Source organism: Mobiluncus sp. (assembly GCF_034180645.1).
GTDB lineage: Bacteria > Actinomycetota > Actinomycetes > Actinomycetales > Actinomycetaceae > Mobiluncus.
This window is the reverse complement of record NZ_JAXFNY010000014.1, coordinates 22,473-44,971: the sequence shown is the minus strand read 5'-3', so window position 1 is coordinate 44,971 and position 22,499 is coordinate 22,473. Positions and strand designations below refer to the sequence as shown.

19 protein-coding genes are annotated in these 22,499 nt (G+C 59.0%); 6 read left to right on the top strand and 13 right to left on the bottom strand.

Annotated features, from left to right (window positions below; genetic code table 11):
• Nucleotides 1-116: 116 nt before the first annotated feature.
• Nucleotides 117-383: a hypothetical protein gene (locus SPI05_RS05815; protein ID WP_321076972.1), complete on the top strand. Its 267-nt coding sequence runs from the start codon at nt 117-119 to the stop codon at nt 381-383.
• A gap of 26 nt (nt 384-409) precedes the next feature.
• Nucleotides 410-853, top strand: a complete 444-nt coding sequence (locus SPI05_RS05810; RefSeq protein ID WP_321076970.1) for a hypothetical protein — start codon at nt 410-412, stop codon at nt 851-853.
• 69 nt (nt 854-922) lie between these two features.
• On the opposite strand, the gene SPI05_RS05805 is transcribed toward SPI05_RS05810, so the two are convergent.
• Both SPI05_RS05805 and glyA read right to left on the bottom strand, forming a co-directional pair.
• Nucleotides 923-1,828 (bottom strand): bifunctional methylenetetrahydrofolate dehydrogenase/methenyltetrahydrofolate cyclohydrolase, encoded by a 906-nt coding sequence (locus SPI05_RS05805; RefSeq protein ID WP_321076968.1) that lies wholly within the window; start codon nt 1,826-1,828, stop codon nt 923-925.
• On the bottom strand, nt 1,825-3,117 hold the full coding sequence (gene glyA, locus SPI05_RS05800; RefSeq protein WP_321076967.1) for a serine hydroxymethyltransferase: 1,293 nt from the start codon (nt 3,115-3,117) through the stop codon (nt 1,825-1,827). Before glyA ends, SPI05_RS05805 begins: the two co-directional genes overlap by 4 nt.
• Before the next feature lie 264 nt (nt 3,118-3,381).
• Here glyA and SPI05_RS05795 point away from each other — a divergent pair, with 264 nt between their 5' ends.
• Nucleotides 3,382-3,936 (top strand): hypothetical protein, encoded by a 555-nt coding sequence (locus SPI05_RS05795; RefSeq protein ID WP_321076965.1) that lies wholly within the window; start codon nt 3,382-3,384, stop codon nt 3,934-3,936.
• Between the two features lie 10 nt (nt 3,937-3,946).
• Here the strand turns inward: SPI05_RS05795 and SPI05_RS05790 are convergent, their stop codons facing one another.
• From SPI05_RS05790 to ffh, 5 genes are all read right to left on the bottom strand, one after another.
• Nucleotides 3,947-5,056, bottom strand: a complete 1,110-nt coding sequence (locus tag SPI05_RS05790) for a Dyp-type peroxidase (RefSeq protein ID WP_321076963.1) — start codon at nt 5,054-5,056, stop codon at nt 3,947-3,949.
• 205 nt (nt 5,057-5,261) lie between these two features.
• Nucleotides 5,262-6,422, bottom strand: coding sequence for a flavodoxin-dependent (E)-4-hydroxy-3-methylbut-2-enyl-diphosphate synthase (gene ispG / locus SPI05_RS05785; RefSeq protein WP_414601968.1), 1,161 nt, complete (start codon nt 6,420-6,422; stop codon nt 5,262-5,264).
• 118 nt (nt 6,423-6,540) lie between these two features.
• Nucleotides 6,541-7,569 (bottom strand): Fpg/Nei family DNA glycosylase, encoded by a 1,029-nt coding sequence (locus SPI05_RS05780; protein ID WP_321076961.1) that lies wholly within the window; start codon nt 7,567-7,569, stop codon nt 6,541-6,543.
• On the bottom strand, nt 7,562-8,764 hold the full coding sequence (locus tag SPI05_RS05775) for an amidohydrolase family protein (RefSeq protein ID WP_321076958.1): 1,203 nt from the start codon (nt 8,762-8,764) through the stop codon (nt 7,562-7,564). Before SPI05_RS05775 ends, SPI05_RS05780 begins: the two co-directional genes overlap by 8 nt.
• Entirely contained in the window at nt 8,764-10,440 is a 1,677-nt protein-coding gene (gene ffh, locus SPI05_RS05770) for a signal recognition particle protein (RefSeq protein ID WP_321076956.1), read from the bottom strand. Before ffh ends, SPI05_RS05775 begins: the two co-directional genes overlap by 1 nt.
• Before the next feature lie 14 nt (nt 10,441-10,454).
• Here ffh and SPI05_RS05765 point away from each other — a divergent pair, with 14 nt between their 5' ends.
• A complete protein-coding gene (locus SPI05_RS05765) occupies nt 10,455-10,577 on the top strand; it encodes a hypothetical protein (protein WP_321076955.1) in 123 nt (40 codons plus the stop codon).
• On the opposite strand, the gene ftsY is transcribed toward SPI05_RS05765, so the two are convergent.
• The 5 genes from ftsY to SPI05_RS05740 form a co-directional block, all read right to left on the bottom strand.
• Nucleotides 10,574-12,334 (bottom strand): signal recognition particle-docking protein FtsY, encoded by a 1,761-nt coding sequence (ftsY, locus tag SPI05_RS05760; RefSeq protein ID WP_321076953.1) that lies wholly within the window; start codon nt 12,332-12,334, stop codon nt 10,574-10,576. The two genes, SPI05_RS05765 and ftsY, sit on opposite strands and share 4 nt — an antisense overlap.
• A gap of 119 nt (nt 12,335-12,453) precedes the next feature.
• Nucleotides 12,454-16,029 (bottom strand): chromosome segregation protein SMC, encoded by a 3,576-nt coding sequence (gene smc / locus SPI05_RS05755; protein ID WP_321076951.1) that lies wholly within the window; start codon nt 16,027-16,029, stop codon nt 12,454-12,456.
• Between the two features lie 101 nt (nt 16,030-16,130).
• The gene (gene ndk, locus SPI05_RS05750) at nt 16,131-16,589 is read right to left on the bottom strand and encodes a nucleoside-diphosphate kinase (protein ID WP_321076949.1); all 459 of its coding nucleotides are present in this window, start codon (nt 16,587-16,589) and stop codon (nt 16,131-16,133) included.
• A 107-nt stretch (nt 16,590-16,696) separates the two neighbouring features.
• Nucleotides 16,697-17,326, bottom strand: a complete 630-nt coding sequence (gene dhaL, locus SPI05_RS05745; RefSeq protein ID WP_297345865.1) for a dihydroxyacetone kinase subunit DhaL — start codon at nt 17,324-17,326, stop codon at nt 16,697-16,699.
• A 76-nt stretch (nt 17,327-17,402) separates the two neighbouring features.
• Nucleotides 17,403-19,046, bottom strand: a complete 1,644-nt coding sequence (locus tag SPI05_RS05740) for a folylpolyglutamate synthase/dihydrofolate synthase family protein (RefSeq protein WP_321076947.1) — start codon at nt 19,044-19,046, stop codon at nt 17,403-17,405.
• 176 nt (nt 19,047-19,222) lie between these two features.
• Here SPI05_RS05740 and SPI05_RS05735 point away from each other — a divergent pair, with 176 nt between their 5' ends.
• Both SPI05_RS05735 and SPI05_RS05730 read left to right on the top strand, forming a co-directional pair.
• A complete protein-coding gene (locus SPI05_RS05735; RefSeq protein WP_321076945.1) occupies nt 19,223-19,723 on the top strand; it encodes a GNAT family N-acetyltransferase in 501 nt (166 codons plus the stop codon).
• 88 nt (nt 19,724-19,811) lie between these two features.
• A complete protein-coding gene (locus SPI05_RS05730) occupies nt 19,812-21,821 on the top strand; it encodes a M13 family metallopeptidase (RefSeq protein WP_321076943.1) in 2,010 nt (669 codons plus the stop codon).
• On the opposite strand, the gene SPI05_RS05725 is transcribed toward SPI05_RS05730, so the two are convergent.
• Complete coding sequence (locus SPI05_RS05725) at nt 21,808-22,488, bottom strand: hypothetical protein (protein ID WP_321076941.1); 681 nt, start codon at nt 22,486-22,488, stop codon at nt 21,808-21,810. The two genes, SPI05_RS05730 and SPI05_RS05725, sit on opposite strands and share 14 nt — an antisense overlap.
• Nucleotides 22,489-22,499: the final 11 nt, after the last annotated feature.

Sequence of the window (22,499 nt, the reverse complement as noted above, 5' to 3'; positions counted from 1 at the left end):
TACAAATTTCTAAGAATGTGGGAAGAATGACGACACAATGAGAGAACGTGGTGTGAATCGTCTGGGAAATGTCTGAAAAGACCCAGGCGAACTAAGAAAGAGGAAATACAACAAATTTGAAAACTTCTCACTGTGACCCCCGGTTGTTGACTCGTTTCACCAACCGTGCTCTGGTTATCGGCTCCTCAGCCGCTTTGACTCTGGGGTTGGGCATGACCGGTTTTGTCCCGGCTGCTTTCGCAACCGAAACCCCCACTCCTGAGGTTCCCTCCCAGGAATCCCCTGCGGCACTCACCCCAGTTACCGACCCGGTTTCCAGCGATGCTGATACTCAAAATCAAATGGATTCGGCAGCGGCGCCTCGCGCGAACAAAGGTGGTTAGGTCATTTCACGGGACTTTACAGGTATTTGTGTGCCGAGCAAGACCATGGCCAGGGCGGTCTCGGCTATGACGACTCCGATCCCAAACAGGAATATGGACACGTTGTTTCCTTGACTTTGGACATCAAGCCGAAACCCACTCCGGCAGAACCCGAGAACCCGAATCCGAATCCGCCGGTCACCCCGGATACGCCGAGTGTTGTCCCCAATCTCGTTCCGGGAGGGACTGTGATTCCTCCCAGCGAGCCCGAACCTCCGGTCGCGGGTGTTACCACTACCCCGGCAGCTCCCGAGCCCCCGGTCGCGGGAGTCTTTACCCCGGCAGCTCCCCGAATTCCGGTGGCACAAGGGCCGGATAAGGCTTTGGCAGCTACCGGTTCGTCTGCCGAAACGCTGGCTGGCGGAGCTATGATTGTGTTCCTCTCCGGCGGAGCCATGATGGTCGCGTCTCGCCGCCGGGCTCGCCGCTAACCACAGACCCTACAGAATAGTGTTCCCGCTCGGTTTTCCGATCGGAACACTATTGAATTATGGGAGTAACTATGCCAGTCCGGCTGCGCGTTCCGCGGCTTCGACCACGTTGACCAGCAACAACGCCCGGGTCATGGGCCCGACCCCGCCGGGATTGGGCGTCAACCAGGCTGCCGCCCGGTCGACCCCGTCCGCCACGTCACCGTGCAATCGAGACTTGCCGGTATCCGGGTCGATAACCCGAGACACTCCCACGTCAAACACGGCAGCGCCGGGCTTGACCATGTCCGCGGTGATAATGCCCGCGACCCCGGAAGCAGCCACAATGACGTCCGCCTGGCGACATTTCGCGGCCAAATCGCGGGTTCCGGTGTGGCACGAAGTCACGGTGGCATTGACATCTTTACGCCCCAGCAGCAGCCCGATGGAACGACCCACCGTAGTGCCGCGGCCCACCACGCACACGTCTTTACCATTGAAATCCAAACCGAAACGACGACCCAGCTCGATGACAGCCCGGGGAGTACAGGGCAAAGGCGAAGTAATCGGCTCTGACACCCGCAACACCAGACGACCCAGGTTCGTGGGGTGCAGGCCATCGGCATCTTTATCCGGGTCGATAGCTTCCAAGATCCGGTTCGTGTCCATACCCTTAGGTAACGGTAACTGCACGATATATCCCGTACAGGCCGGATCCTGGTTCAAACGTTGCACCGCCGCCATGACCTCGTCTTGGCTGGCGGTAGCAGGCAAATCGACCCGAATGGACTCGATGCCGACCTCCGCACAGTCCCGGTGTTTACCAGCCACGTAGGTTACGGAACCGGGATCCTCACCGACCAGGATAGTGCCCAGACCGGGAATGACCCCGCGCTCACGCACCGCGGCGACACGCGCCTGCAACTCGGCTTTGATAGCGCCAGCGGTGGCTTTGCCGTCCAGGACCTGAGCTGGCCCCTCCCAGGGCGCCCTCATTGCACCAGTCCCGGATAGAGCGGGAAGGCTTCGGTCAGTTTCGCCACCCGAGCCCGATACTTGGCCACGTCCACCGCGGATTCCCCCGCGGCACCGTCCACCAGCACGGAGGCGATAATGTCGGCGACCTCGCGGAACTCCGCCTCGCCAAAGCCGCGGGTAGCCAGAGCCGGGGTGCCGATACGCAGACCGGAAGTGACCGCCGGTGGACGCGGATCGAACGGCACTGCGTTACGGTTCACGGTAATGCCCGCTTCGTGCAGCAGGTTCTCGGCCTGCTGCCCGTCCAGGTTGGAGTTAACCAGGTCCACCAGCACCAAATGAACATCGGTGCCGCCGGTCAACAGGTCGATGCCCGCCGCCTGGCAATCGGGAGCCATCAGGCGTTCGGCCAAAATTTGGGCGCCTTGAATGACGCGCTGCATGCGCTCTTTAAACTCAGGGGTGCCGGCAATCTTTAGCGCCACCGCTTTCGCCGCGACCACGTGCATCAGGGGCCCACCCTGCTGACCGGGGAAAACGGAGCTGTTAATCTTCTTGCCAAACTTTTCCCCATCACGGGACAGAATCAGACCCGAACGCGGCCCGCCGATGGTCTTGTGAATGGTCGTGGAAACCACGTCCGCATAAGGCACCGGGGAGGGGTGCAAACCAGCGGCGACCAGACCCGCAAAGTGCGCCATATCGGTCCACAGATAGGCCCCGACCTCGTCCGCGATAGAGCGGAAAGCCGCAAAATCCAGATGCCGCGGATAGGCGGACCAGCCGGAAATAATCACATCAGGGCGCTCAGCCAACGCGAGTTCACGCACTCGATCCATGTCGATACGCTTGGTATCCTGTTCCACCCCGTAGGCCGCGACCTGGTAGAGCCGACCACTAAAGTTAATCTTCATGCCGTGAGTGAGGTGACCGCCGTGTGCCAAGCTCAGGCCCATAATCTTGGCTCCGGGCTTAATGAGCGCCGAGAGCACCGCCGCGTTCGCCTGGGCGCCAGAGTGGGGCTGCACGTTCGCAAAATCGGCTCCAAACAGCTTTTTGGCCCGCTCAATGGCCAGGGTCTCGGCGACGTCAACGTTTTCGCAGCCGCCGTAATAGCGTTTGCCCGGATAGCCTTCGGCGTATTTGTTAGTCAAAACACTGCCCTGGCATTGCAATACGGCGCGGGGCACAAAGTTTTCCGACGCAATCATTTCCAGGGTGTCGCGCTGACGATTCAGTTCAGCATCCAGCACGGCCTGGATTTCCGGATCAACCTCAGATAGGGGCTGGTTCATGACTTCAGTCATAGTTCCTCCATAGTTTTGCGAGCACAACCCAGGCGTCCGATTGTGTAAATGCGCTCCCCGGAGGGTTATTCCTCCTACCCACTGTCCCCGCGAAACAATCCGGGGTCTGGTAGGCATCGCCAGTCGCTGCCTTTATAAGGTTACCAAAAAATTTATCTCCCCCCACACCTCGCAATTCCGGTGGTTCGGGCGAAAACTGGGGTTTCCGCGGCAAACCGGGTCCGCCGGCAGTGCAAGGAGGCGAAAGTTTGTTAAAATCCAGTCATGAGTTCGTTGCTGGTGCCGTTTGGGGTCATGATGGTACCCGTTCGGGTCATTCCCCAAGACAAGTGGACAGCTACGCAAAACCTGGTATATTTCCTGATAGTGGTGGGCACTATCGCTCTGACCTTGGGTGTCGTGTGGCTGATTCGTCACTTCCACGGCGACACCGTCATTCCAGACGCAGTCCCCCGGCACGATGAAATCAAACTCATTTATGAAGAGACCCTCTCTGCGGCGGACCGTGTCATCGTGCGGGATAACCAAGTCATTGAGGCAGTGCGCTACATCCCGAAGGATCCGAACCTGGTAGCGCCGCTGCAGCAGTGGCGTGACAAGCGGCGCGAATGGGCTGGTGAAATGGCTTTCCTGGAGTCCCTGGGGAAAAATCCCGCACCGGAAACACTGACGGACACCGATAACGCGGAAACCCTGCGGCGCCTACACGGCTTAGCGCAGGAACTCGAAACCTCTCAACGCGGGCTGCTGCGCGCCATTCGTCAATCCATCGCCACCGGAACCGAAAATTTGCCCCTGGGTACGGACGCGAACTCGTAAACACTCTGGCCTATTTTTCCAGCAAACCCTGTCCCCAATAGGTTTCCGCGCTGGTTCCCGGAACAATCCAGTAAACTGCCGAACCGATGTGGGAAATAAACTTGTTCAACAAGTCGTGCATATCCAGGCGCTTTTGAATGGCCGTGAACTGATAATCCGGGTTGCGCTGGAAAGAAATCCACACCAAACCGCTGTTGGTCAGGTCAGACTGTCCCGGTTCCGGGGCATCGTCGTAGGCAAAAGCGCGGCGACGCAGCTTGTCGGAACCGTCATCTTCATGTTCGCGGGACAGCGCCAGGTGAGAGCGCCGATCAATGATGAAGTTACCGGCTTCGTCTACCGCGTCCATGTCCTCCTCATCGAACTCGCCACCACCGCTCAACGGACCGCCATCGGAGAGTTTGCGGCCGATGACACGCTCCCGGGCGGGACGGTCCAGCAGCTCCCACGGGTCGAGGAAGTTTTGAATCCGGCGCAGCACCATAATGGTGGAACCGTCCAGGTAGGCCTGTTCTCCAGTACCGTCCAGCCACACCTGCTCGGAGAATTCCTCCGCGGTGGACGGATTCACGGTACCGTCGACCTGTCCGAACGGATTTCGCGGGGTCGTGCCGCGCGGGGCGGAACCGTAGGCGTACGTAAAGCCCTTTTGCATCCAGTGCAACTTGGCCTTGCCCTGGCACTTGGCCAGTAACAGGCGACCCGCCGCGAACAGGGTACCCGGGTCGTCGCAGCAAATCTGGAACACCAAGTCGGTCTGACCCCAGCGTTCCTGCAGCTGGTCGAGTTTGAAAGCGGGTATGTCATGCAAGCCCTCGGGTTTTAGTTCCGGCTTACCCAAGAAATCAAAAATTCGTTCCCCGAAACCGCAGGTGATGGTTAGATTGGCGGTGACCGCGACCATTTCCGGAGCCAAGAAGTTCGGGATTGGGTTGCCTTGGGTCAGCTGGCGGGCGGTGGCGGTCAGGTCTTTTAGCAGTTCAATGAACGCTGCCTGGTCCAGGCTGGGTTCCAGGTTCATCCCCAAAACTTCCAGATGGGCCTGCGGAGGCTGTTCCACACCGGACTGCACCCGACCATCGAAAGGAATAGTAGCTTTTTGCAACGCGGTTTCACACATTTTCCATAACTCCTCGGTAAATCTAAGTAGTAACTCTTATCCTAGCCTCTCGCCACCTCCCGGTTGTACCAAACCGGAAACCCAGCCCGACCGGCCTAGTGCCCCGTGACAGAGCTACGCAATCTTCGCGGATAACCCGCCAACCCCGCTTGGGAAAGTAAAACCCCGAGCGACCCCACGAAACCGGTCGCCGCACCGTCGGGCCTCAACCGGCCACGTTCACCTGGGGCTCGCCCGCTTCCAAGCCCAGCTCCTGGCCTAACCGGTTCGCTTCGGCTATCAGGGTCGGCACAATCTCCGCTTCCGGGACGGTCTTGATGACCTGGCCTTTGATGAAAATTTGGCCTTTGCCGTTGCCGGAGGCCACACCCAAATCGGCTTCCCGCGCTTCACCAGGACCGTTGACGATACAACCCATCACCGCGACCCGCAGCGGGTAGGTGATGTCTTTGAGCCCGGCGGTAACCTCATTGGCCAAAGTGTAAACGTCGACTTGGGAACGTCCGCAGGACGGGCAGGACACGATTTCAAAGTTGCGTTTCCGCAGGCCCAGAGAACGCAAAATCTCTAACCCGACCTTGACTTCCTCGACCGGCGGGGCCGAAAGCGAAACCCGAATCGTGTCGCCAATTCCTTCGGAGAGTAATGCCCCGAAAGCGGTAGCGGATTTGATGGTGCCTTGGAAAGTTGGGCCGGCCTCCGTCACGCCCAGGTGCAGCGGCCAGTCCCCGTGCTGGGCCAACAGGCGGTAGGCCTGAATCATCGTCACCGGGTTGTGGTGTTTCACCGAGATGGCAAAGTCATGGAAATCCACGTCCTCGAACAGAGACGCCTCCCATATGGCGGACTCGGCGAGCGCCTCTGCGGTGGCTCCCCCAAACTTTTCGTACAGGCGTTTGTCCAAAGACCCCGCGTTGACCCCGATGCGCAGCGCGGTGCCGTGGTCGGTGGCGGCTCGGGCGATTTCGCGCACCTGGTCGTCAAAAGCCCGGATGTTGCCGGGATTCACCCGCACCGCCCCGCAGCCGGCCTCGATAGCCTGGAACACATACTTTGGCTGGAAGTGAATGTCCGCCACCACCGGGATGGTGGCGCGTTTACAGATTTCGGGCAGCGCCGCCGCATCGTCCGCGGAAGGACACGCCACCCGGATGATGTCGCAGCCCGCAGCCGTCAGTTCGGCGATTTGCTGCAGGGTCGCTTCCACGTCAGAAGTCAGGGTGGTGGTCATGGACTGGACGCTCACCGGGGCGTCTCCCCCCACGGCGACGCTGCCGACCTGGATTTTGCGGGTCTGATGGCGCGGCGCCAACGGTTCGCGGGCGGACAGAGACTTGGTGGGCATCCCCAGGTTTACTTCACTCACGTCCTCGATTATTCCACCTTTGCGTGGCACTCGCACCAGGCAGGATTCCCCGACAAGGTCGCTAGGGTGGTGGTTTTTCCGGCTTGGGTTGTGCCGGGGTTACGGTTTCCCGTGTCCCTCAGCGTTGGCAGCGCGGACACCAGTAGAGTTTTCGTCCCCCCGCTACTTTGAGCCTGATGCTAGCACGGCAGCGCAGGCAGGGCCGGTCTTGGCGCTGGTAGACGTAATATCGGGAGTCGATAGCTTGGGGTTCGCGTCCCGCGGCCAACTCGCGTTCCACGAAAGTAGCGTAATCGTCAGGATCCGCGGTGGTGATTCGTCCCGATTCCACGCCGAGGGGTAGGTATTCTTCCAGCCAGTTCCAGATTCGGCGCAGTTTACGCGACGTCACCTCGCGGGCGGGCGTAAACGGGTTCAAACGTGCCGCGTACAGCACTTCGGCGCGATAAATATTGCCCACCCCGGCGATAACGGATTGGTCCATGAGAGCCTCCCCAATACCCTTTTGACGGGTGGCACAGCGTTTCACGAACTCACTAAAGTCGCAGTCGGGACGCAGCGGGTCGGGTCCCAGCCGGGCAAACACCGCGGCGACGCCCGCATCGTCCAGCAGCTCACAAGTGTTTGGCCCGGACAGGTCGGCCGCCCCGTGCGCGGTGATTAAGCGCAGACGCACCGTCCCGTAGGGCGGGGGCGCCGTAAAAGGCGCGGGAGTCCAAAACCAGCGATCCGCGAAATGTTCGTGGGGCGCAAAAGCGGAGTCATCGCTGTGAGTATGCACCGGAATCTCTATGATTTCCGCGACTGGCTGCGCAGTCTCAGCGAGGTCCAGTGCTGAACCGATGTGCCGGGCAATGAACTGAGAGTCCCCGTAAAATCGCCAGGAACCATAAATCCCCAAGTGAATATGCAGCCAGGTCAGGGTCGGTTTGGGCTCGGCAACGGTCGCGGCGGGGTCGGTCTGACGCGGGGCAAAACCGAGAAACATATGTTTCCCGTAGGCTTGCACCTCAACCAGACGTTGCCCGTCCAACTCGGCGGCACCCGCGGTGAAACGTCCCTGCGGAGAGGAAGCCGCGACCACCTCACCACTCATGACCTGGGCAAACTGCGCGGCCAGCCGGTGAATAGCATGACCTTCAGGCACGGTGTGCGGCCTCCCTGACCGCCCCGGCCATGAGAGTTCCGCGCAGAACCACTCCGGCGGGCTGCTCCAAAACGTTGAGGTCGGCGCGCGGGTCAGAGTCGTACCACACCAGGTCGGCGGGGGCACCCTCCCACAGCGAGGGGGCACCCAGGAAGTCCCGAGCCTTCCAGGTGGCCAGGTCAATAATTTCGGGAGCCGAAATCCCCAATTCCAGCCACTGCCGCAGCTCTTGCGGCAGGGCGTCGTGGCGCTGATAGCCACCGGCATCGGTGCCCGGAAGCAATTGCACCCCCGCTTCATACAACGCGGCTTGATGAGCCACCCGTGACTGATCCAAAGCGGTCATCGTGGCGGCATACACCGGATATTTTGTCCCCGCCTGGGCGGCAAAATCGGAAAACCGCGCGATTTGCAACATGGTCGGAGTCACGCGGATACCGCGGCGTTGCGCTTCGAGGATTTCGTCCGAATCCATGCCGGTGCCATGTTCAATCCCGTCCACCCCGGCATCTAACAGGCCCTCTATCGTGCGGTGGGCAAAAGTGTGCACGGTCACCCGCGCTCCGAACTCGTGCGCGGCCGCCACCGCGTCACGCAGCACCGCGGTAGACCACAGCGGCTGCAAATCAGATTGGGCCCCATCGGAGCGGTCAATCCAGTCCCCCACGATTTTCACCCAACCATCGCCGCGTTTGGCCTGTTGGGCAACCGCCGCGGGCAAATCGGCTTCGTTTTCCAGCTCCAACCCGTAGTAGCGCATATAGCGTTTGGGCCGCACCAGGTGCTGGCCACAGCGAATAATTTTCGGCAGCTCAGCCACCTGGTCAATCCAGCGGGTATCGGAGGGCACCCCGCAGTCACGAATCAGCAGCGTGCCTTTACTCAACGCCAATTCGGCCTGTTCCCGCTGAGTCTCGACCGGTACGCTGCCCGCGTGGGTCACGCCAACGTGGCAATGTACGTCCACCAGTCCGGGAATCGCGTAGCCCCTGACCTTTCGGTAGGTCAGCGCGGGTTTTGCCGTTCGGCTCACGATGCCGTCGTGAATATACAGGTCGCCGTGTACCCACTGGGATTCACAAGATACTGTCGTCGCCTGACCGGTGTATTCTCCCTCTACACTGGGGTGTTCCGACCACAGGAAAGTACCCGTAAAGTGCAGGTTATCCGGGTTTGTCGCCCCTAGGGGTGTCATCACAAGCCGCCCAACATACGTTTGATGTCGTCGGGCAGATCGTCAGGGGTCAGGGCGGGGGTGGCCGGCGCGGACTGTTGCGGCGACCCACCGAGACCGCCCATGCCTTTCAGCCCGCCCAAACTAGCTGGGAAAGAACCGGGCAGGTTGGGCATTGCGCCGGTCCCGCTCATGGGGGTGGAGGAAATCCCCTCCAACGCTTCCCGAGCTTGACGGGCTGCCTTGGCAGGATTGCCGGATTTTGCTTTGCGCTGGGCTTTGGATTTTTTGCCAGATCTTGCCGTCTGTTTCGCTTTCGAATGCTTGCCCATGCCCGGCATCCGGCCGAATCCGGGCATCATTCCCATTCCGTCTGCGCCGCCTCCTATCCCGGGAATGCCGCCGCCGCTCATCATCTTTTGCGCCATCTGGAACCTGTCGACCAAACCGTTCACGTCCGCGACCGTAGTGCCAGACCCGGCGGCAATCCGCGCACGGCGCGAGCCGTTGAGAATCTTTACATCCTGGCGTTCCGCGGGTGTCATCGAGCGGACGATAGCTTCAATCCGGTCGACTTCGCGCTCATCAAACTGATCCAGCTGTTCCCGAATTTTGCCCGCCCCCGGCATCATCCCCAGCAGTTTCTTCATCGAACCGAGTTTGCGAATCTGTTGCAGCTGGCTGAGGAAGTCTTCCAAAGTCAACTGGCCCTGCTGAATCTTGCCGGCGAGCTTTTCGGCCTGCTCCATATCGAACGTTTCCTGAGCCTTTTCGATGAGGCTCAGCAGGTCGCCCATATCCAAAATCCGCGACGCCATCCGGTCGGCGTGGAACCGCTCAAAGTCGTCCAAGCCCTCCCCGGTCGAGGCGAACAGCACCGGAACCCCGGTGACACCTCGAACTGACAGAGCTGCACCACCGCGGGCATCACCATCCAGTTTGGTCAGGACCACACCGGTGAAATCCACGCCCTCCTGGAAAGCCCGCGCGGTTCGCACCGCATCCTGGCCAATCATCGCGTCCAGGACGAACAAGACCTCGTCGGGCTGCACCTCGTCGCGAATGGAACGGGCTTGGGCCATAAGTTCCGCATCTACGCCCAGTCGTCCGGCGGTATCGACAATCATCACGTCATAGCCTGAACCGGAGGCCAGCGCCAGAGCGCGCCGCGCCACATCGACCGGGTCTCCCACCCCGTTGCCGGGTTCGGGGGCGAAAACGGTGACCCCGGCTTGTTCGCCCACGATCTGCAACTGGTTGACCGCGTTGGGACGCTGCAAGTCCGCCGCGACCAGCAGGACTTTTCGGCCCTCTTTCGTCAGCCATTTGCCGAGTTTCCCGGCCAGAGTCGTTTTACCAGCACCCTGCAGGCCGGCCAGCATGAATACGGTCGGGCCTTTGCCGGGCTTAGCGAAATGCAGTTCCCGGTCTTCGCCGCCCAGAATGTTAATCAACTCGTCGTTGACGATTTTCACAATCTGTTGGGCCGGGTTCAAAGCCTCAGACCGGGCCGCCCCATAGGCCTTTTTCTTTACGGTGGCGGTGAAATCCTTGACGACTTCCAGGGCCACATCAGCCTCAATCAGGGCGCGGCGGATATCGCTGACGGTGGCGTCAACGTCGGAGTCTTTGAGCTTGCCTTTCTTGCGAAGGTTCTTAAACGATTCTGTCAGGCGGTCTTGCAGATTATTGAACACACGTTGATTTTATAGTGAGGCAAGATTTCGGGCAAAAGTGGGGGTTGGGGCGCGCCGCGGAGGACACGTTGGCGAAAAAGACCGGCGGTAAACGCCGTTATCTTCCGAAAGAACCGGAAACTGCCAGGCGAATCTAGGCATCCAGCAGGGCGTCGGCGAAATCGCCGGGCACGAAGGGCGCCAAATCGTCGGGGCCTTCACCCAAACCAACGAGCTTCACCGGAATCCCCAGTTCCCGCTGTAAAGGCACGATGACTCCGCCTTTGGCAGAACCGTCCAGCTTGGTCAAAACGATACCGGTCACGCCCACCGCTTCGGTAAAGATTTTTGCCTGGTTCAAAGCGTTTTGCCCGGTAGTGGCATCGATAACCAGCAGGACTTCGGTGATGGGAACCTGTTTTTCAGCTACGCGCTTGATTTTGCCCAGCTCGTCCATCAAACCGACTTTGTTTTGCAAGCGTCCGGCGGTGTCAATCAAAACCACGTCACTACCGGCCTCACGAGCAGTTTTCGCCGCGTCGAAAGCCACGGAGGCAGGATCAGCCTGGTCCTTTTCGGCGCGCACCACCGGCACGCCGACTCGGTCGCCCCAAGTTTGCAGCTGCTCCCCGGCGGCTGCACGGAACGTATCGGCCGCGCCCAACACTACAGTCTTGCGGTCAGCCACCAGCAGGCGAGCGAGTTTACCCACGGTGGTCGTCTTACCGCCGCCGTTAACACCAACCATTAAGATACCGGCGGTCTTGGTGGGAGAGCCTTCGGGAACTTCCAGGTTGAGGCTACGTTCGGCTTTCCGGTCGAGCATATCGGTGAGCATCCGCTTGGCCATACGCCGCACCTGTGTAGCGTCTTTTTCACCCGCGACCTTTTGTTTTACCTTGAGTTTGCCAATGAGTTCCACGGTCGGCTCAACGCCCATGTCGGCAGCCAACAGTTCGTCTTCAATCGCTTCCCAATCAGAGTCTTCCAAATCAGCGCTGGACAACACATTGAGGATGGCCCGCCCGAACTTGCCCTTACCGGCCAAGCGCTCCTTCAAGCGGCGCATCCGGGAGGTCTTGGATTCCGGTTTTTCGATTTCCTCAACCTCGGATTCGGTCTGCTCGGCAGTGTCAGAAACTGACTGATCAGTCTGTGCGTCTGGCTCGGGTTCCTCTGCAGTCTCGGAATCCGCGGCGTCCTCCGGTGTCTCGGAGTGTTCTGGTTCCTCAGAGACTGCCGCTGCAGATTCCGGCTCCGACTCCGTTTCCGAAGTGGCGTCCTCCTCTGCTGCGTCCGCTGTCATTGCCGCTTCCGCCGCTTCCATAGCGGCTCGAGCTGCGGCGCGGGCTTCTTCTACGCTCTGACCGGGAAGCGGTTTGAAGCACAGCCCGTCCGGGTCGCAATAGACACCATCAGGCTTTATGATGACTTCTTCCGCATCGAAGTCATCATCCTCCTCGCCCCAGTCACCTTGCGCCTCAACCAAGTCGTCTTCATCATCCGGGCCAACGTCATCCGCGCCCACATCCGCAAAATGGTCAGTCTCAGAGGTAGTCGGCTCGAGTTCTACGTCATCATCAGAGGATTGATTATCGCTGTGACCATTGGCTCGAATGGTCTTTTCGACGATATTTCTCAGTTCTTTTTCACCTTGTTGCAGCTGGATGGGCGGTGCGTCGTCAGAGTTTTCTCCGTCCTTACTGCTGTCATCACGAATCCGCTCCAACGTGTCCAACAGGCGATCCTCGTTGCGAATCTTGCGTTGCTTCGAGTCAATTTGAGAGGCGCTGGCAACGATAACGATAACCACGAAAGCAATAGCCAACGGAATCATAAAAATGAGCGGATCAGTGTAGCCTTCCAGACCCTGTGAATTATTTAGTGTTGTACTAAGGATATTCATTGATTCCATCCAAAACGTCTCTCGTAGCACCGCGTAAAAACGTCTCTCATCCGCTTGAACATTCGGTGCTATCCTATCTCTAACTTCGGTAGGTTTACCTAATTCACGGCTGCATCTCGCAGGATTTGTCACTCGTTGGCGCCGGGGTTTTTCACCAGGCGCTGCGAAATGACCGCCGTTGTTCCCTCCTTCATCGTTACCCCGTACAGCGCGTCCGCAATTTCCATCGTACGTTTGTGGTGAGTAATGATGATTAACTGCGAGTTTTCACGCAAAATTTCGAAAACCCCCAGCAGCCGAGACAGGTTTACGTCGTCCAAAGCGGCCTCGACCTCATCGAGCACATAGAACGGTGAGGGTCGGGCTTGGAAAATCGCGAACAGAAAAGCCAACGCTGCTAGGGAACGTTCCCCGCCCGAGAGCAGGGACATGCGTTTCACGTTCTTGCCCGCAGGACGCGCTTCAATCTCGATGCCGGTATTCAACAGGTCTTTCGGGTCGCTCAAGGTCAGCTTGCCTTCCCCACCGGGGAACAGGACTTGGAAAATATCTTTGAAAGCGGCACAAACGTCTGCGAACGCTTTGCCGAATACTTCCTCGACTTGGCGATCAACTTCCGCCACCACATTCATCAGGTCGTCACGAGACTTTTTCAGGTCAGCCAGCTGGTCAGCCAAGAATTTGTGTCGCGCCACCAAGGCTTCGTGTTCTTGCAACGCCAAGGGATTCACTTTGCCAATCCGTTTCAGTTCGGTTTGTGCCTGGGCTTTGCGTTCTACCTGTTCCTCTCGGACAAAGGGAACGTGCTCGATGGTTTCACCAGACTCGTCGAATACGGGAACCAGATTGTGCGGACCGTACTCGGCCAGCAGAGTGGGCTCATCCAGACCGCACTCCTGCTGGGCTTGTTCCAGCAATCGTGCCAACTTGGAGTTAACCTCCGCCAAAGCAACCTCATCGCGCATGGAAGCATCCTTGAGGTCGGTACGCTGACGACTCAGGTCGTCCACGGCGGCGCGCAGCGTCTCCATCTCAGTTTGCAGCTGTTCCCGGCTGGCGGTACTGGCCTGACGCTGGGCTTGAGCACTGGCCGCCGCCACGTGAGCCAACCGCTGGGCAGCTTCAGCCTGTTCCATCACGTAGACAGACCGTTTCCGGCGCCGTTCCCGCACCAACGCCCGGCTGGCTGCTGCTTGAGCGGCGGCTTGTTCTGCCGCAATGTTACGCTGCAGCGAGGCGGCGCGCGATTCTAGTGATTCCAGTTCTTGACGAGCCACATGCGCCGCGATATGAGCGTCCGACTTCGCGGTTTGCGCCTCCGATACCGCTTCGATTGCGGCTTGCAGTTCGGCGGAAAAATCCGGCTCATCCTCCCCAGCTTCGTCCTGGGCTTTCAGGCTGGCGTCCAAAGTATCCTGTGCTTGCTTGAGAGCCTCCTGGCGTTTCTCTGTTTCCGCACGAGCCTGTTCCAGGTGTTTCCCGGCACGTTCGACTTCTGCCTGGGCCGCCCCACGCTTCGCTTTGGCAGCCGCTACCGCTGCAGCTGCTGCTGCTGCTGCCGCATCTTGAGCTTTGAGCTGTGCCGCCGCCGCATCGTATTCCTCCCGCGCCGCAGCCAGTTCGGTCGTCGCTCGAGCCAACTGACCATCGGCCTGATCAGCCGCCACAGCCGCCGCTTCAGCCTGTGCCGCCGCCGCATCGTATTCCGAGGCGCGCCGCAAAATCCCCGCATCGGGATCCCCGCCACCGACAATCCGGGTAGACGAAAGAAAATCCCCTGCCTGAGTCACCGCCGCGGCAACCTTCCCGGTCAACACCAAATCGCGAGCTTCTGACAAATCCGGACAGGCCGCCACCCCCGCCAAGAGAGTCGCCACCACCGGGGGCAAAGTGTTCCCTTTCCGGGCATTGACCAGCTCCCTTGCCCAGCACACCTCGGCTGGAAGTTTCGCTTTCTCCAGGCTATCCGAACCTTGAGCTCCGAATGAAGTTTCTGAACCGTCCGCGACCAGCAGGTGAACCTGACCCGCGGACTGCTGACGGACAAAACGCAGCGCGTCCGCGGCTGATTCGACCCCCGAGGTCAGCAGCGCTTTAGACCACTGTCCAAACACGGCCCCTATCGCGTCTTCCCATCCAGCATCAACCAGGATTGTTTCCAAAAGCGCCGCGTTGACGCCGTTCAGCCCCGCTTTCACTACTGCGCCGGCGGCGTCTTCGGGTTGCAAGGTTTTCGCCAAAACCTCGCGTTTCGCCTCCCAAAAAGCGGCCTCTTCCCGGGCTTCGCCGAGTTCTTTGGTCAGTTGCGAGACTTTCTCTTGGATTGTCGCCACGGCCGTAGCGAGCTTTTCCTCTTGAGCTGCCAAAGTTCCGTCTGCCACCCCGGGAGGAAGTTCCGCCTCAACCTTGCTGAGTTCCTGAGCGCAAGCTGTTTCGCGTTGCGCGGCGGCCTGGAGGGCTTCTTCCATCCGGCTGAGGTTCCCCGCCGCTTCCTCTGCAAGCGAGGCGGCGGTAGTGACCGCTCCGCGCAGCCGCTCCAGAGTTTCTCTCTTGTCCGCCCGGGCACGCTGCACTTTTTCAATCTGAGAGCGCACCGCGAATTCGCGCTCTTTGGCTCGCACTTCGGCTGCTTTGGTCTGGGTGACCGCATCGTCGGCTTTCGCTACGGCGGCTTGTTTTTCGGTAATCTCCTCACGAGTTTTTTCGAGCCGTTTTTCCAGCTCGGTGGTGTCGGCAGTCCGGGTTAGTTCCGCAGTTTCTTCCAAAGCATTGGCGCGTTCTCGGGCCTGGTTCGCCAAAGATTCCAAACGTTCCGCCAAGGTGCTCAGCTCAGCCCAGGTCTGGGTGAGTTTCTCCAGCTCCGGGCTAACCTCGTCGAAACTCGATTTCGCCACGTTCAGCTTCGTGTTTACCTCTTGCAGACGGGTCTCCAAATCCGCGATTTTTGCCGAAATTTGTTCCTTGGAGGCGGTTTGCGACCCGGCTTTTTCTTTGTTTTGCGCCACCGCGTCTGCAATCAAACGGGCGGTCGCGTCAGCGAGTTCGGCTTGGACTCGGGCGGCTTTCCGGGCCGCCTCGGCCTGTTTACCTAGGGGACCCAACCGTTTCGAGACTTCATTAGTGAGGTCCTGGACGCGGGAGAGGTTGACCGCCAAGTTGTCCAGTTTTTTCAACGCCCGATCTTTACGCTGCCGGTGCTTAAGCACTCCAGCAGCTTCCTCGATGAAAGCGCGCCGTTCCAGTTCGGAGGCACTCAAAATCCGATCGAGTTGCCCCTGCCCCACAATGACGTGCATTTCCCGACCCATCCCGGTGTCGGAAAGCAGCTCTTGAATATCTAACAGGCGCACCGGGGTTCCGTTGATGGCATACTCGGAACCGCCCGCCCGAAACATGGTGCGCGAAATCGTCACCTCAGAGTATTCGATAGGCAGCGCACCATCGGTGTTATCAATGGTCAATTGGACTTCCGCACGTCCCAGCGGAGCCCTCGTTTTGGTGCCGGCGAAAATGACATCCGACATCTGTGAGCCGCGCAGATTTTTGGCACCCTGCTCACCCATCACCCAAGCCAGCGCATCGACCACGTTCGATTTGCCCGAACCGTTAGGGCCAACGACACAGGTCACCCCCGGTTCTAGGCTCATGTGAACCGTGTTCGCGAAAGACTTAAAGCCTTTCAGGGTCAGGGACTTTAAATACACACACTTACCCTAGCGCAACCCCCCGAACCCTAAAAAACAGCCTTCCCGGCCTTGGGCAACGCAGAGAAACAACGCCAGGAGAAACGCCTCGCTACCGTCCTTTAGTCAATCATGTAGGGGAACCACAGCGCGATTTCCCGGTCGGCGCTCTGTGCCGAGTCCGAACCGTGAACGATGTTTTGAATCTGTGCGTCCGGACCCCAATCCCGAGCCAAATCTCCACGAATCGTCCCGGGCATAGCCACCGCGGGGTTGGTATCTCCCATCATGTTGCGGAAAGCCTGAATGACCCGAGAGCCTTCGATAACCATCAGCACGATGGGGCCGCTCATCATGTATTCGACCAGATCTTCAAAGAAGTGCTTGTCTTTGTGCTCGAAATAGTGTTCTTCCAGTTCTTCCCGGGTCGCAGTCTTGGTTTGCAAACCCACAATCTTAAATCCGCGGCGTTCAATCCGGCTAATGACTTCACCGATGAGTCCGCGCCGGTAGCCGTCAGGCTTGATAATGACCAGGGTGTGTTCTTCTTGCGGATCGTAGGGGATGTGGCAGTCAGCCATTGACTTTCCTTTCGCCAAAAGTTTCGCTCGACACCGAGCGCAACTCCAAGTTTTGTAAATACGTGTGCATCCTACCGGATTTCACCAAGGTTTTTCCGAAGTAGTACTCAATACTCAGCAGCTTTCGCCGCCTCAGCCAAAATGAGTGCACTGGAGGCGGCACCGGGGTCCTTATGGCCGATGGAACGCTCCCCCAAAAGCGATGCCCGCCCTTTTGCGGCGCTCATCGAAACCGTATCTTCCGCCCCTTTTGCGGCCGCGTCAGCAGCAACACGCAAGACTTCTTCCGGGTCAGCACCTTTCGCCACGGCAGCAGCGGCGTTGGTGGCGGCCGGATACCACGCGTCCAGCATGGTTTTGTTCCCCGGCTGGGCTCCGCCGCGTTCCGCGATTCCCTCAGCCGCCTTTACCAGTAGCATCGCCACATCCTGCGACTCTAGACTCTCCACGTTCACCGAACGCGCCGCCCGCAAAAATGCCGTGCCATACAAAGACCCCGAAGCTCCGCCTACTGCCGCCAGCAAAGTATTTGCCGCTACCCGCAGCGCCTGCTTCGGACTCTCCACCACAATCCCGGATAACCGCTGGTCCACGGCAGAGAAGCCTCGTGAAATGTTGTCCCCGTGGTCCCCGTCCCCGATGACCTCATCCAAACTTTCCAACATTTCGCGGTTTTGTTCCAGAACTCGAGCGCAGCCATCCATCCAGCGCAGCACCCATTGTGTATTCAAACTCACAGCTGCTCCTTTCTGACTGACCTAAACTTTCGCGGTCGAATCCGGCCGAGGTCTTGCCGTGTGAGGCCGGTCGTGCTCATTGTAGTTTGTCTTTGCCCAGCACGTCCTGTGCCATTCCGGCGAGTACCACGGAACCGAAAATCACGACTCCGGTGGATCCGGGAACTCCCCCCTGCAAATCATCGATTTCCCCGGCTTTTGCAATCGCTTCGGGCAGGGAATCAATAGCGTAGACACGATCGTCACCGAACACCTCCGCGGCCACGACCTGGATATCTTCCATCTTCGCCGCGCGTTCACCGGGCATCTGGGTCACAATCAACTCATCAATGGTCGGCTCCACAATCCCCAGCACAGTTTCAATGTCTTTATCGGCCATGGCGGAATAAATCCCCACCGTGTGTTGAAAACGAAAATCGTCCTCTATCGCCCGGCGCAGGGCCTCGACCGCACCCGGATTATGCCCCGCGTCAGCCACAATCATCGGGGTGGCGTGCAACACTTCCAGGCGTCCGGGAGAACGAACCCCGCCAAAGGCACGCTCCACAGATTCCCCGTGCAGCGCCGTTCCGCCCAGCTGCGCCTCCACCGCCGTGAGCGCCAGCGCTGCATTCTCGGCCTGAAATTCCCCATACAGGGGCAGGTAAATATCCCGGTAGATAGCCGCGGGCGTGCGAATATCGATGACTTGCCCCCCGACTGCCGGGACCCGCTGCAGCACCTCGAAATCGTCCCCCTCATAGCGCAGGGTCACGTCCTCGGCATGAGCAGCGTCACGAATGACCGCGAGAGCCTCATCGGGCTGTTTCGCCACCACCGCCACTCGCTGGGGACGCATAATCCCCGCTTTTTCCCGCGCAATGTTGGCCAATCCTCGGCCCAGCCACTGTTCGTGTTCCAAGCTGATCGGCCCGATGACGGCCGTGTCTGCATCGATGACATTGGTAGCGTCCCAGCGTCCGCCCATGCCGACCTCAACCACCGCCACATCCACCGGCACATCTGCGAACAGGGCGTATGCCATGACGGTCATGACCTCAAAGAACGATAGCCGGTGTTCGGGGTGAGCGTTTTCCCACAGCGCCAGCTGCGCTTCCACGTCCTCATAAGCCTGGACAAACTGTTCGACGGTCAGGGGGGTTTGGTCCACTGAGATGCGTTCGCGCACGTCTACCAGGTGCGGGGAGGTAAGACGCCCGGTCCGATACCCCAGTTCCGCCAGCAGCGCCTCAATCATTCGGGCGATGGAAGTTTTGCCGTTTGTGCCGGTGATGTGAATGGAGTGGAACAGCTCCTGGGGATTGCCCAGGTAGTCTAGCACGCCCCGCACCGGTTCCAAGCTGGGCTCAATCTGGTGTTCGGCGCGGCGCGTCAGCAGAGTCTCATAGATAGCTCGGGCTTTCGGGTCCTCCATCGTGGATGGGCCCAAGGCCGAGGTCGGGCGTTGCCGTTCGCCCAGTTCGTCCACGAGTTCGCGCTGTTCGGGGCTCAATGGTGTGCCAAAGCGATCAACGGGACCTTTCCGGGAGTCGGCGGGGTTTTCTGGGTCCAAAGGTTCCCCGGTTGGATTGTCGTTGTCCTCTGGCTCGGCGGGGGTTCGGGCCGCGAACAGGTAGGGAATCAAATCCGGGTCTACCGACAAATCTTCGGAGGTCACCGCCGGGCGTTGATGCTCGTGCGCGTGACGGTCTCGATGCGTGTCCTCATACTTGTTTTCCACCCCACCATGTTACCGACCCTGGCAAACTCGCACAGAATAGAAGGTCTGGTCTCACTCTGTTCTCGCCCGAGGTCGATAGCGACTCAACATTTATCAGACCCACACCGCCAGACTTATTTCGACTCAATAGCCTTCAAAGGCTTCCCAGCAGGTACGAAACATGGGACAATCGAGGTATGTCCAAGCTGTCCTTAGAGGCCCCGTCCACCGATGAGTTGACGGAAGCAGAGCCAGACCCGGAAATCAAGATTACCTACCGTCCGATTACCCGCGACGACGTGGTCCAGATGTCCCAGTTGCACGCGGTTGCTTATCGGGATGCCGGATCGAGTGCTGCCAGCCAGCTGAATTTGTTCTGGGACGGCGCCTACGGTCCGCTGTTGTCCGAGGCGACTCTCGGAGCGTGGCACGAGGACAAACTGGTCGGCGTGGTTATCGTGTTGGACCAGGCTCCCGATGAATGGTGCATCACGGACGGCAACAGCGACCAGCCCTACATTGCTGACCTGTTTGTGGATCCCGACTATCGCCGTCAAGGTATCGGTTCGGGGCTGGTCATTAACGCTTCACGAGCCGTGGACGCGTTGGGTCGCGAGGCCCTGACCCTGCAACTGGATATATCCGCCGCCCCCGAGGCGATGCAGCTCTACGACGCCTTGGGGTTTTCCACGCGCTAAACCCAGCGGAACCCCTGTCACAAGAGGGTTTGGTTGCGCCGTCAGGGTCGCTCGGAAATTTTTGGTGCAGCACGGTAGGGTTGAACCCATGACAAAGAACCCACTGTTGGGGATGCTGGATCCCGCTGACTTTGATGAAACTATCCGCCCGCAGGACGACCTTTACCGTTACGTAAACGGCAAGTGGCTGGCCCGCACCGAAATTCCTGCTGACAAGGCCAGCTACGGGTCATTTCACCTCTTGGCTGAAGAAGCAGAAAAACAGGTGCGCACCATTATCGAAGATTGTGTCGCGGGTCGAATCACCGGGGAACTGAGCAGCCTGGCGGGCAAAGTCGCCTCCCTCTACGGCTCTTTTATGGATGAAGCCACAGTGGAAGCGGATAGCGCCCCCAGCCTACAGCAGCTAAAGGCTCCTCTGGACCAGGCCACCAGCAAAGCAGATTTGCGCGACCTGTGGGCCCGGACTTTTGCCGAAGGCACCTACGAAGGATTTTTCGATACCGGCATTGACATCGATGTGAACAATCCCGAACGCTACGTCAACTATTTCGGCCAAGACGGTCTGGGACTGCCCGAACGCGCCTACTACTTGGAGGAAAAGCACGCGAACCTGTTGGAACAGTATCGCCAACACATCGCCCGCATGTTCACCCTGTCCGGATATGCTTCGCAGTCTGCAGCCCCGGACGTGGCCGGTAAAATCGTTGACTTCGAGACCGAGATAGCCCAGCTGCATTGGGATAACGTGAAAACTCGCGACACGGACGCGACAAACAACCCGATGACATGGGACGAACTGGCGGCCAAGCTGACGCGCTTTGACCTGGGAGCCTGGCGGAAGGCTTCCGGGCTGCCCGACAAAATGTTTACGGAAGTCAACGTAGGCGAACCGGATTTCCTCGAAAACATGGACCAGCTGTGGGATTCCACCGACTTTGAGACGCTCAAGTGGTGGATGCTGTGGCATGCCTTGAACGGACATACTTCCCTGCTATCCAGCGAAATCGTGAATGCGGACTTCGATTTTTACGGGCAAAAGCTGGCGGGCAAGGAACAGCTGCGGGAACGGTGGAAGCGCGGGGTTTCCCTGGCATCCTCAGTGATGGGCGAAGCCTTGGGTAAACTTTATGTGAAGCGTCACTTCCCCGCCGAAGCCAAGGCGGCGATGAGCCACCTGGTAGAGAACCTGATTCAGGCTTACCAGGATTCCATCGCGGTTTTAGATTGGATGGGACCGGAAACACGGAACAAAGCGTTAGAAAAAATGCGCCAGTTTACACCCAAAATCGGCTACCCCGACAAGTGGCGGGATTATGAGAAACTCCAGCTCGGAGACGGAACGCTAGTTGACAAGGTTCACAATGCCAGTATTTTTGGCACCTACTACTGGATTGACAAGCTGGGCGGGCCAGTCGATCACACGATTTGGCATATGACCCCGCAAACCGTGAATGCTTACTACAACCCGACCGAAAACGAAATCGTTTTTCCCGCTGCTATCCTGCAGCCTCCTTTCTTTGACAAGGACGCGGACGCGGCAGTGAACTACGGTTCCATCGGGGCGGTTATCGGCCATGAAATCGGGCACGGTTTTGACGACCAGGGCGCCAAGTTTGACGGCACTGGCAAAGTCGAAAACTGGTGGACCGACCAGGACTTGGCGGAATTTGAAAAACGTACCCACGCGCTTATCGACCAGTACAACGCGTTCGTCCCCCAGGGGCTGCCCGAAGAATTCCATGTCAACGGCGCGCTGACCATCGGAGAAAATATCGGCGACCTGGGCGGACTAGACATCGCGTGGAAAGCCTACCTGTTGGAGCTCAAACAGCAGGGCATTGACGACCCGGCAGATGCCCCGGTCATCGAGGGACTCAGTGCAGCCGAGCGGTTCTTCCTGTCCTGGGCGCTATCTTGGCAGACGAAGGTGCGTCCGGAAATGGCCAAACAACTCATTTCGATTGACCCTCACTCCCCGGCGGAGTTCCGCTGCAACGGGGTGGTAGCGAACCTCGACCTGTTTGCGGCGACTTTCCAAACCAAGCCTGGAGACGCCCTGTGGTTGGAACCGGACCAGAGAGTCAGGATTTGGTAGCTGAAGGGCTTGGCTTCGGCTTGGTCCCCTTCACCGGTTCGTTCCAAGTCCAGCTTTTCAGCACAGAATCAATAATCGGCTGGTAGGTTTCCAACGCGTAATCCGGCACGTCCTGTTTCAGGGCATAGGCGTGATTGTTCCCCGAAACCAAAGTCATGAAGGCCGTCATCTCGACCTCTTGATAGACGTAGTTCCACTTCATCTCCAGCACGTTCAAGCCCTCAACTTGGGTCGGGTTCAGCACCGTAAACTTCTTGTAGCCCTTGTAGATGGGGTCTTGTTTCAGGTTCTTTTCCACCTCGTCAGGGTCGGAAGTCGCTTTCGCGTGGTCAATGACCATGACAGGAACGTAGCCGTTCAGGGCTTTATCAGAAGGGAGGGACAGCACCACCTGCGCGTCAGGCAGTTTGGAACCGCTAATAGCTTCGTAAGCATCCAGGTAAGATGGCGGAATCTGCACCCGAAAAGCTCCGTCTTTGCCGTTAACCCAGCCCTCCGGAGCAGGCGTGGTCACGATGGTAGCGTTCCACTGAGTGGGGGTCTTGGTTTCTTCCTTTGCGCAGGCACTCAACCCACTCAGCGCCACGGCACCTAAGAGGATTCCCACCAGGGAACGCCGCAACCGGCGGAGCTTAGAGGCTGAGAGTTGAGAGCTAGAGCTGCACACGGTATTCCGTC